This window comes from Patescibacteria group bacterium, from assembly GCA_028707495.1.
GTDB lineage: Bacteria > Patescibacteriota > Patescibacteriia > UBA2591 > JAQWAS01 > JAQWAS01.
Genome location: JAQWAS010000004.1, coordinates 1 through 12,733, shown reverse-complemented (window position 1 = coordinate 12,733; position 12,733 = coordinate 1). Strand labels below are relative to the sequence as shown.

General features: G+C 33.3%; 6 protein-coding genes and 1 pseudogene. All 7 read left to right on the top strand.

The features are described from left to right. Positions 1 to 68: 68 nt before the first annotated feature. Positions 69 to 3,041 (top strand): UvrD-helicase domain-containing protein, encoded by a 2,973-nt coding sequence (locus PHS07_02070; protein ID MDD4607105.1) that lies wholly within the window; start codon positions 69 to 71, stop codon positions 3,039 to 3,041. 59 nt (positions 3,042 to 3,100) lie between these two features. Then, the gene (locus PHS07_02065) at positions 3,101 to 3,289 is read left to right on the top strand and encodes a hypothetical protein (GenBank protein ID MDD4607104.1); all 189 of its coding nucleotides are present in this window, start codon (positions 3,101 to 3,103) and stop codon (positions 3,287 to 3,289) included. A 24-nt stretch (positions 3,290 to 3,313) separates the two neighbouring features. Continuing rightward, positions 3,314 to 5,074, top strand: a complete 1,761-nt coding sequence (locus PHS07_02060; GenBank protein ID MDD4607103.1) for a hypothetical protein — start codon at positions 3,314 to 3,316, stop codon at positions 5,072 to 5,074. Between the two features lie 95 nt (positions 5,075 to 5,169). Then, positions 5,170 to 5,568, top strand: coding sequence for a hypothetical protein (locus tag PHS07_02055; protein MDD4607102.1), 399 nt, complete (start codon positions 5,170 to 5,172; stop codon positions 5,566 to 5,568). 47 nt (positions 5,569 to 5,615) lie between these two features. Further along, a pseudogene (gene pheS / locus PHS07_02050) lies at positions 5,616 to 6,590 on the top strand (phenylalanine--tRNA ligase subunit alpha). Positions 6,591 to 6,757: 167 nt separating this feature from the next. After that, positions 6,758 to 9,202 (top strand): phenylalanine--tRNA ligase subunit beta, encoded by a 2,445-nt coding sequence (pheT, locus tag PHS07_02045; GenBank protein ID MDD4607101.1) that lies wholly within the window; start codon positions 6,758 to 6,760, stop codon positions 9,200 to 9,202. A gap of 887 nt (positions 9,203 to 10,089) precedes the next feature. Further along, positions 10,090 to 12,733, top strand: a 2,644-nt coding sequence (locus PHS07_02040) for a leucine-rich repeat domain-containing protein (protein MDD4607100.1), incomplete at its 3' end; no start/stop codon positions are given.

Below are 12,733 nucleotides of genomic sequence, written 5' to 3'. Positions count from 1 at the left end.
AAAGTTAACAGCTTTACCTTTAACTAATTAAAAGTTAAAATAAACATAAGATAACTTTAATTTAAATAATGCTGGATAATATTTTACAAAATTTAAATCCCGAACAAGAGCAGGCAGTCAAACACAAGCAAGGACCACTTTTAATTGTGGCAGGAGCGGGGACAGGCAAAACCACGGTGATTACTCGTCGCATTGCTTGGTTGATTGACCAAAAATTAGCTGAACCTAATCAAATTTTAGCGTTGACTTTTACTGACAAAGCAGCTGGCGAGATGGAGGAGCGAGTGGACAAGTTATTACCTTATGGCTATGTTGATTTGTGGGTGTCAACTTTTCATGCTTTTGGGGAACGAATTTTACATCAGTATGCAATTGATATTGGTTTGCCAGATAATTTCAAATTACTTAATCAAACCGATCAATCATTATTAATTCGTCAAAATTTAGATAAATTTGATTTAGATTATTACAAACCCTTAGGCAATCCAACTAAATTTATTCAAGCTTTAATTAAACATTTTAGTCGTTGTAAAGATGAACTTTTGTCGCCAGCAGATTATCTTAAATTTAGCGAAGAACAAATTTTAAATCAGGACACGAGTATGTCAAGCCAAGGTTTAAAGCAAGAAGTTAGTCGTTTACAAGAGGTTGCTAATGCTTATCATACCTATCAACAAATTTTACTCGACAATAACAGTTTAGACTTTGGAGATTTGATTAATTACACTTTAAAATTGTTTAAAGAACGTCCATTAATTTTACAAAAATATCAACAGCAATTTAAATATATTTTAGTCGATGAATTTCAAGACACTAACTATGCTCAATATGAATTGGTTAAATTATTAGCTCAACCTAACAACAATTTAACAGTCTGTGCTGATGATGATCAGTCAATTTATAAATTTCGCGGGGCATCAGTTAGTAATGTTTTACAATTTAAAAAAGATTACCCGTTAGCTCAAAATGTAGTTTTAATTAAAAATTATCGTTCTGGTCAGCCTATTTTGGATTTAAGCTACAATTTTATTCAACTCAACAATCCCAATCGTCTAGAAATACAGTTGCAAACTACAGCTGGTATGCAAATTAGTAAAAAATTAATTAGTCAACAAGATTATCAAACCCAAATTAAACACTTTCATTTAGCTACGCAAGAAGATGAAGCTGAAAAGGTGGTTAGTCAAATTTTAGAATTTAAAAAAACAGATCCAGATTTAAAATGGAGTGATTGTGCTATTTTAGTTCGGGCTAATAATCAAGCGGATTTATTTATCCAAATGTTAGAATGGGCTGAAGTACCGCATGAATTTTTAGCCTCAACGGGTTTGTATAAAAAACCGATTATTCTAGATATTTTAGCTTATTTAAGATTGCTCGATGACTATCACGAAAGCTCGGCCTTGTTTCGAGTTTTAAATTCGCCTGTTTTTAAAATTAACATCGACGATTTACATACTTTAACTTATTTTAGTCGACGTAAAAATTGGTCATTATATGAAGCTTTAAATCAGGCTCCAAGTTTATCAAATTTAAAACAGACTAGCTTAAAAACGATTACCAAGCTTTTGGGTTTAATTCAAAAACATACTCAATTGGCGGTCAACCAATCTGTTGGTAAAATTATTTTTAGTTTTTTGGAAGATAGCGGTTATTTAAAAATTTTAACCCAGCAAGAAACCAAAATTAATTTTGACAGTTTAAATTGGTTAAACCAATTTTTGAAAAAAGTTGAAGAATTTGAAAGAGTTAATCTTGACAAATCAATCAATAATTTTCGAGAATTTATCGATTTAGCTTTAGAGGCGGGGGATATGGGTAGTTTACATAATTCTCTAGAACAGTCTAGTCCAGACTCGGTTAAAATTATGACTATCCACGGTTCAAAGGGTTTAGAATTTAAATACGTTTTTATTGTTAATTTAGTTGATAAACGTTTTCCAAGTATAGAACGTTCAGAAGCTATTGAGTTGCCGACCGATTTGGTTAAAGAAATTATACCTAGCGGTGATGTCCATTTGCAAGAGGAGCGACGTTTATTTTACGTAGCCATGACGCGGGCTAAACAAGGTTTATTTTTAACTTCAGCCGAAGATTATGGTGGAACACGCAAGAAAAAAATATCACGTTTTTTAACTGAGTTAGATTTCAATCCTGTTTTAACGTCTGAAGATGAAAAAGTTTTAAACTTAAAACAGCGTTACAAAAATTTATCGATTAAAACTGGCAGTTTAAACGAAGTTAAAACGAGAATCGAAGTCTTACCGGATAAATTCAGTTTTACTCAATTGAAGGCTTTTGAGACTTGCCCTTTGCAATATAAATTCGCTCATATTTTAAAAATTCCCGTTCGCGGGCGGTTTACTTTTAGTTTTGGTAAAACCATGCATGCGACTTTGTATAAATTTTTCCAACAGATTTTAGATCAGAAATTAAAACAACCCTCCATATTTGAAAAGAACCAATCAGTTGAAAATAAAATTCCAAGTTTGGGGGATTTAATGAGACTTTATCAAGAAAATTGGATCGACGATTGGTATTTAGATAAAAAACAAAAAGAAAAATACTTTCAACAGGGAGAACAAATTTTAAAAGATTTTTATCAAAAAATTAAACAGGAAAAACCGCAAGTTAAATTTTTAGAAATTGGTTTTAATTTTACTTTAGATAAATACAGCTTGCGAGGGCAAATTGATCGAGTTGATGATTTAGGAGACGGCCAGATTGAAATTATTGATTATAAAACCGGTAGTCCCAAAGACGCCAAAGGTTTAAACTCTGAAGATAAGGAACAACTTTTAATTTACCAAATGGCTGGTCAACAAATTTTCAAAAATGAAATTAAAAAGTTAACTTTTTATTATTTAAATAACAATCAAGCAGTTTCTTTTTTAGGCAGTCAGGCAGAGCTAGATAAATTAAGAAATAAAATTTTAAAAATTATTCAAGATATTAAAGTTAGCCATTTTCCAGCGACGCCATCTAAGTTCACGTGTCAGTATTGTGATTTCAGGGACATTTGTGAACATAGCCAAGGATAAAAATAAATTTTGACAAAGCGTTTTATTTATGCTAAGATAGAAATAGTTTAAATAAATTTATGATTAAAAATAAAAAGGATTTAACACCACAACAGGCTCAAGAAAAAATAGATCGTATGCGGGCGATTTATAAAGACTTTTTAAAAGATTTAGAGCAATTAAAAAAGAAACAAGATCAAATCATTAATAATTTTGCACGGGCTTTAGAAAAAAAGAAAATTAAGCAAATTAGAAAAGATTTAGAATAATATTTATATTTTAATTTTATTTATATGGAGGGTGAAAAAAAAACATCAACATTAGATGAGTTTGAAAAAATAGAGGCGATTAAAAATAGTAGTGACGATATAACAAAATATTTAGTTGAAAATTTGCAAGTAGCTGATGATATTGATAGAAGATTTGGTGATAATGCGATCTGTGTGGGAAAAGCTTATTGTAAAAAAATTGAGCAAGGAGATTTTTTTGGTGATATTGAAACAGAAGTATCTGTAAAAAATTCTAAAGGCGACAGAACAAATAAAGAAGTCAGGACATTTATGCCACTATATGAGCGTTTAAAAAGCGAATTAGATAGGATTAATAATTTAACAGAAAGAACAGAAAATGACGATAAAATTGATTCAGATAAAAAATCTTTGAGTTTGGGACTTTTAAAATCTAAACAGGAAAAACTAAATCAAATCATTGCTGATATAGAAAAATTAGCCGGCTTTACAGAATATCAAGAAAAGAAAGCTTTAGAGGAAAAAACAACTAAACCGCCAGAAAAAAAATCTTGGTGGCAAAGATTAAAAACAGATTTTATGAGTTTAGATGAAGATATGCAAGGACAATCTGAAGAAGCTAAAGAGTCTGCTGAAGAGAGGGTGGAAGAGATAGTTAAAAATAATTCAGGAGTTAATCCTGAGCCAGAAAAGAGTCAGGCAGAAGATGAATTAGGAAAGGTGGCAACAGAAATAGACCGAAATCAGCAGGCAACACAACAAGAGCTAGAAAGAGAAGCTGAATTAACGCCTCAAGAAAAAGGGGAGAAGATGGAAAATGAAATGAAAGAATTAGTCACGAAGTATATTGATAGATATAAAGGGTGTATTATTGAACAACAAAATTTAGGAGAATTATCTCAAGGAGAATTAGATAAACTAAATGAAGATTTAGCTCGCTTAAAAGATCTTCAAGAACAAGTTCAGCAAGGCATTTATTATAGTGTTTATAAGATAGAAAATGATCGAACATGTATGTCTGATTCTTTAGAAACTTTTTTATGTACTACGTCATCAGACATTAGTGATGAAATAGATAAAATTGAAACCGAAATTGGCCACTTGGAAAATGATTACAGAGTTGGCAAGATTAGTCTAGTAGATAAAGATGTTAAAATTGAAGAATTGATGCGTTTTAAAAAAGAATTAGAACAGGAATTGGTTGATATAAATAAAATTTTTAAAGCTTTGGGTGATGATTATTTAAGAGATAGATTTACAAGACTTCATCGAGAGAAATTGACTCAACTTTTTAAAAATAAAAGTGGAGATGGGGAAAATTTTGACAATAAAGAGCCGGCGTTAGATGAAAAAAATAAAAAAGAACCAACTTCCGATCCAACTCCAACTCCAGAACCAGAACCACAGCCACAGCCACAGCCTGAACCAGAATTAGTGTCACCTCAACCTTCTTCATTTAAAGAGCCTTCACCAGCGCCCGAAACGAACAAAGAAAAAGAGTTGGAATTAACAATTGAAAATTTAACTAATTTGGTAGATCGAATTGACAATGATGAGTTAGATTTAGAAAGTAGAAAGCAGTATGTAAAGTTAATTCAAAAATTGCGTGTCTTAAAGGTTGAAGTAGCTGCTGGCGATGGAGATGTAGAAAATTTAAAAAAATTAATTGAAGCTTCTCAGGTAAATAGATTATTAAAGAAAGTTATAGCAGATATAAAAAAAATTGAATTAAAAAAACAAAAATTATCCAAAGGCAAAACTTTTGAAGATACTTGTAAAACTGTGGGGAGTATTTTTGTGGGTTAGAAAAAATATTTTATAAATATTGAAACAAGAAAAATATAAATAAAATTAGCTTCAAAAGCTTTTTTTATTTTTTAGAATTTGTTATAATATAAGATATGAATCTGAAACAATATTTAATTTTAATGGCCGTAGCGACAGTAATTTGTTGGACAGCTTTTGGCTTGGTTCTTTTTAATATTGATCCACAAATCACAGATATTTGGGGCTTTGGTATGTTTTATGTTAGCCTATTTTTAAGTTGCATGGGGACGTTTGCTATTTTGGGTGTTTTACTAAGATTTAAAAGTATTAGAAATCGACCAGCAATGCAATTAGTCGTTTTAGCTTTTCGGCAAGCAATTTTATTTAGTTTATTGATTGTTTTTTTACTATTATTACAGAGTTTCAAATTATTATGTTGGTGGAATATTATTTTATTTTTATTATTTTTAACTAGTTTAGAAATTTATTTTATTTGCCGTCAGGCACGTCAACAATTATGCGAGCAAAATTAGAAAAAATTCAACAAGATTTTTTAAACGATATTTCATTTGTAAAAAATGAAATAGATTTAATTAATATAGAAAAAAAATATCTTGGTCGTAAGCAGGGTCAATTAACTGAAATTTTACGTGGTTTAAAAGATTTATCAGTCGAGCAAAAAAAGGAAATTGGTCCATTGGCTAATCAAATTAAACAATTCATTGAAAAAGAATTAGAAATTAAACAGCAAGAATTTAAAAATAAAATTAATTTAAATCAAAAAGACGTTGATTTAACTTATCCAATTGATAAAGAAAAATTAGGGCATTGGCATCCTAATTCAATTGTGCAATATGAATTGGAAGATATTTTTAAATCATTAGGTTTTAAAATTTTAGACGGACCAGAATTGGAATCAGAATTTTTTAATTTTGAAGCTTTAAATATCCCCGCTGATCATCCAGCTCGAGATATGCAGGATACGTTTTTTGTTGACAATGGCGATAAGGTTAAAAATGATAATCGTTTATTATTACGCACTCATACATCAGCGATGCAGGTGCGAGCTTTAAAAAAATACGGTGTGCCTTTTCGTGGAGTTTTCCCAGGACGTTGTTTTCGTTATGAGGCCATGGACGCTTCACATGAAAATACTTTTTATCAAATGGAAGGGTTAATGATAGATAAAAATATTTCAATTGCCAATTTAATTGCGGTAATGAAAGTTTTATTACAAGGTATTTTTAAACAAGAAGTAAAAATTCGTTTGCGACCAGGTTATTTTCCTTTTGTTGAACCAGGATTTGAATTAGATATTCAATGTTTAATTTGCGGAGGCAAAGGTTGTTCGGTCTGTAAACAATCTGGCTGGTTGGAATTATTGCCTTGCGGTATGGTTCATCCAAACGTGTTAAAACACGCCGGTGTTGATTCTAAAAAATATTCTGGTTTTGCCTTTGGTTTAGGTTTAACGCGTTTAGTGATGATGAAATATGGCATTGATGATATTCGTTTATTAAATTCAGGCGATTTACGTTTTCTTAAACAATTTTAACAATTTTAAAGTGTCATCCTGAACTTGATTCAGGATCTAGGGTTAATCAAATAAATACTTTGATTTAAAAAAATCTTTTTAAATTGAATATAATTTATTTTAGAAAAAGTTTGTTGTTCTTGACCTTAGGTTCCGGCTTGCGTGGGAATGACAAAAATAATTTTAATATGAATATATCCCTAAAATTTCTACAAAAATTTGTCGATCTACCAAAAAATCTTAAACCACAAGATCTCGCTTTAAAATTAACCATGTCAACGGTTGAAGTTGAGGAAGTTAAAAAAATAGGACAGGATTTAGATAAAATAGTCGTAGGTAAGGTGGTCAAACTTGAACAGCATCCAAATGCTGATAAATTAAAATTAGCGTGGGTAGATATAAGTCAAAAGACAAATTTAAAAATTGTCTGTGGTGGTTCAAATTTAAAAGAAAATATGTTGACAGCGGTGGCCTTAATTGGCGCGCAAGTTAGATGGCATGGAGAAGGCGATTTGGTTACCTTAGAACCAGTTAAAATTCGGGGCGAAGAATCACAAGGGATGATTTGTGCGTCTTCAGAAATCGGTTTAGCTGAAATGTTTCCAATGGCCGATGACCATGCGATTATGGATTTAACTGATGCCAATTTAAAAATCGGTCAGTCATTAGCTGGGGCATTGGGTCTAGACGATATTATTTTAGAAATTGATAATAAGTCATTAACTAATCGGCCGGATTTATGGGGACATTATGGTATGGCGCGCGAAGTCGCAGCTTTATATAATTTAAAATTAAAACCAGTAGAATTAAAGACACCAAAAATTAAAAAATTAGAAAATTCAAGAATTCAAAAATTGGAAATTAAAGTTGAAGATAAAAAATTATGCCCACGTTATATGGGGGTGATAGTTGATAATATTAAAATCGCCTCATCACCAAGTTGGTTGCAACAACAATTAATAGCTATTGGTCAACGACCAATAAATAATGTAGTTGATATTACTAATTATGTTTTGCAAGAATTAGGTCAGCCATTACATGCTTTTGATGCTGATAAATTAAATAATAAAATAGTTGTGCGTCGAGCTAAAAAGGGAGAAAAAATAACAACCTTAGACGAAGAAGAAAGAAAATTAGATGAATCAATTTTAGTCATTGCCGACGAAAAACAACCTTTGGTTATTGCCGGAATTATGGGAGGTAAGGGGAGTGGCATTAATGATCAAACAACAAAAATTATTATTGAATCAGCTAATTTTGACGGCGCGACGATTAGAAGTGGATCAACTCAATTAGGTTTGCGGTCAGATTCATCAGCGCGTTTTGAAAAATCACTTGATCCGAACTTAGCAGAAATTGGGATGCAACGCGCTTTAACTTTAATTCAACAAATTATTCCTCAGGCCGAAGTGGTTAGTCCAATTGTGGATGTAGCTAATTTTTCTAAACAAATTAAAGTTATTGATTTAGATTTAGATTTATTGTTTAAACGCCTTGGTCAAAAAATTAAAACAGAAACAGTTATTAAAATTTTAACTAGTTTAGGTTTTAAAGTTAAAAATTTAAAAAATAAATTATCAGTGGTTGTGCCAAGTTGGCGGGCAACTAAGGACATTAACATTGCCGAAGATTTAATTGAAGAAATTACACGAATTTATGGTTATGATAATTTACAACCAGTTATGCCATCAATTGAAATTAATTATCAAAGTGATGATAAAAAAATGGAACGTCAGCTTAAAGATATTTTAACTCAGGGTTTTAATTTTAACGAAATTTATAATTATTCTTTTGTCAGTCAAAATTTAATTCAGAAAACAAAATTAAATTTGGACGAACATTTGAAATTAATTAATTATTTATCTGAAGATCAACAATTTTTAAGAACTAGTTTAATCCCCAATTTATTAAAAAATGTTCAACAAAATTTGCGTTTTTATGATGCAATGAGAATTTTTGAATTGGGACGAGTGTTTCAAAAACAAACAGGGGAGTGGCCAATTGATAATTCAAATCAACAATTTTTAAATTATCAGCCAAAAATGTTGACTGGTTTAATTTTAGAGTCAGAATCTTTTTATAAAACTAAAGAAGTGGTTGAAAATTTATTATCAAAATTAAATTACGATTATCAGTTAAAAATTAGCCAGTCAGATTTGCCGGTTTATTTAAATCCCAAAATGTCTTTAGATATTTTAGTTAATAATCAATTGGTGGGTTATATATCTGAAATTCATCCACAAATTTTAAATAATTTTAATATTCAACCAGCTGTTGGTGTCTTTGAAATTAATTTTTCTGAATTAGAAAAAATTAAATCTCAACAAGTTAAATATCAAAAAATGCCTCAATATCCAGCTATAATTTATGATATTTCAATGTTAGTTAGTCAGGATATTTTATGGCAGGAAATTGAGGAGGCGATTTTAAAAACTAATCCGTTGATTAGAAAAGTGGAGTTGTTTGATATTTATCAAAATAAGGGAGTTGAAGAAAATAAAAAGAGTTTGGCTTTTCATGTAGTTTATCGATCAGATAAAGAAACTTTGACCAGCCAACAGGTGGATAAAATTCATCAACAAGTTGTCGATATTTTGAAAAATAGATTTAAAGTAGAGATCAGGGATAAGTAGAATATTTGTAATAAAGGCTCTGTAATAAAATCCTCTCCTTACCAAGGAGGGGACAAAGGGGTGGTTCTAGTTATTTAAAAAAATAGGATCAACCACCCTCTGACCCCCTCCTTAAAAAGGAGGGGAAGGAATGACACTATTTTTTCTGTCATGCTGAACTCTAGTCCGCCAAATCGGAGGATGTTTCAGCATCTGTGGTCACGTTGAGCGTTTTATTTAACATAGACGTTTTGAGCGCTAACAGATCCTGAAATAAATTCAGGATGACAGAAGTGGTTCAGTGTTTGCGCTTGGTGTGTTTGATAACGAGATTGCCATTCGTGATTTACAACAGGATTGCCATTTTACTCCCTTGTCATTGCGAGGAGAGTAGCGACGAAGCAATCCCGATGATTGGCGAGCGATTCGTTTTCTCCTGTCATTGCGACCCGCCGATTTGGCAGGGAAGCAACCCCAGTGATTGGCGCGCAAGGCGTTGATTTACGGGATTGCCGCGTCGTCGGATTACCTCCTCCTCGCAATGACACCCCTCCAAACCGTCATTCTCACTTTTTCTACGTCATTCCCAACTTGATTGGGAATCCAGATTGAATCAATTCTCGATCCCCGGTCCCCAGTCATAAAGATGGGGCAGGCAAGCCAGGGATGATGAAAGAGAGGAATGGGATGACGAAAGAAGTGTCATGCTGAATTTATTTCAGCATCTGTGGTTGGGTTAGTCATGTTGTTAGAAGTAGACGTTTTAAGTGTTTACAGATTCTGAAACAAGTTCAGAATGACAGCTAAGCTTAGGATGATAACATTCGTCATGCTGAACTTGTTTCAGCATCTGTGGTCGCAACAACAAGTATCTTGGATTTTTATTTAAAATAAGATATAATATAAGAATGCTAACTCAAAACAAAAAACAATTTAAAGCCAGAATGAAAAAAAGTCTATCTATTCTAGTCTTGGGTTTTTTGGTTTCATCAATCGTGCTGACTATGCTCATCGCCCAACCCTGGCAAGTCAAACCCGCCAACGCCGCTGTCATCACTTTTCCCGACGCTAACTTGGAGGCCGCAGTGCGCGATGCCATCGGCAAGCCGACTGGTGATATCTATGATACGGATGTGAGTGGGTTGACGAGTTTTAGTGCTGACAGCAGTAGTATATCGGATATAACTGGTATGGAATATTTTACTTCATTAACTTATCTTAATTTATCTTCCAACCAAATCTCCGACATCTCCGCCTTATCAACCCTAACCAGTTTAACTATTCTTTATTTATATGACAACCAAATCTCCGACATATCATTCCTGTCAGGTTTGATTAATTTAACTCAACTTGATTTATGGTCCAACCAAATCTCCGACATCTCCGCCTTATCCGGTTTAACAGATTTAACTTATCTCTCTTTATACCACAACCAAATCTCCGACATCTCCGCTTTGTCGGGTTTGACAGATTTAATTTATCTTTCTTTATCTTACAACCAAATCTCCAACCTCTCCGCCTTATCAACCCTAACCAGTTTAACTACTTTTTATTTAGATGACAACCAAATCTCCGACATCTCCGCCTTATCCGGTTTAACAGATTTAACTTATCTCTCTTTATACCACAACCAAATCTCCGACATCTCCGCCTTATCCGGTTTAACAGATTTAACTTATCTCTCTTTATACCACAACCAAATCTCCGACATCTCCGCCTTATCAACCCTAACCAGTTTAACTACTCTTTATTTATATGACAACCAAATCTCCGACATCTCCGCTTTGTCGGGTTTGACAGATTTAATTTATCTTTCTTTATCTTACAACCAAATCTCTGATCTCTCCGCCTTATCAATTCTAACAAATTTAACTAATCTTAATTTATACCACAACCAAATTTCCGACATTTCATCTTTGTCTAGTTTAATAAATTTAACTGTTATTGAGTTACAAGAAAACCAAATCTCAGACATTAGCGTACTCTCAACCCTCACAAACTTACAAATTCTTAACTTACACCACAACCAAATCTCCGACATCTCCGCCTTATCCGGTTTAACAGATTTAACTTATCTTGAGTTGTCTTGGAATAAAATTTCAAATATTGATATTTTATCAAATTTAATAAATTTACAAAGTTTAAGTATATACAAAAATAATGTTTTTAATATAGCTCCTTTAATTGATCTTATTAATTTAACAGTTGTTGATGTGCGTCATAATTTGATTGACATTAATTTGGCTAGTCCAACTTCACAAATGGATATTGTTAATAATATAGATATTTATGCTAGTATATATTATAACGAACAATACGAATCCTACTGCTCCGACGGCTACGACAACGACCAAGATGGCAATATTGACACAGCTGACAGCGATTGCGAGTTGCCCAGCACGTTGAAAACCAATGGTTCAGTCAGTCCAGTTAACGTGGTGACAACCAACCCTGATTTCACAGCTCAATACAATGATTTTTTAGGTTCAGGTCAATACGCTCGTTCATATCAAATTCAAGTCATTGAAAATGGTGGCGATTTTAATTCGCCTCTGTGGGATAGTGGTCAGGTTGATTTAGATAGTTATCCACCCGGTCTAGCAGAGGAGAGTGTTAGCGAAGATATTCCCTATGGAGGTAGCGCTTTGGACCTTGATGGCACTCAATACAACTGGCGTATTCGTTTTTATAGCGCGATTGGTAGCATCTCAGCTTGGAGCGATGGCACATCGTCTTTTACCATGCAAGATATCCCCACCGATCCCAGCGGGTGTTCAGCTTCACGCGTCAGCGACGTTGAATTCAATGTGTCATGGTCAGACAATTCAACCTATGAAGACGGTTTTGTGGTTCAACGCAATACTAATAGTTCAGGTAGTTATGCTGGTTGGCAAACCCTTGGCACAGTCAGTAGCGATACAACTAGTTTTGTAGATAACAGTACTAACAACCCAGCTGATCCACCTCAAATTGATGAAAAATATCAATATCGTGTTTATGCTTACAACACGGCTGGCAATTCAGGTTACAGCACTGATGCAATTGAACACTACACTACCCCCGACGCTCCAACCGAAGTCGCTGGTAATTACGTTTCAGATAGTCAATTTTCCATTGGCTACACTGACAACGCTGGCGCAGAGGACACTCATCATTTCAATCGATGCACTGGCACTAATTGCGACAGCGCCACCTATGAAACAGATTTAAGCACGACCGAGAGTTCGCCAATGACTGATAGCTCTGGTCTAAGCATTGATGAAAAATATCGTTGGCGTGCTCGTTCAGAAACGCCTACTCTGTTGTATTCCAGCTATGGCTATTCTAATTACGAATACACCACTCCAAGCGCGCCAAGTGCTGTCGTCGCAACCTATGTTTCAGACAATGAGATTGGTTTAACTTGGATTGACAATTCAACCTATGAAGATGGCTTTAGAATTGAGGTCTCAACTGATGCTGGCGCTTATGAAGAAATCAGCCCCGGCGTGAATACGGTTGGTGCAGGTATTACGACTTACAATTTTACTGGTGCAGATACCAATCACAAAT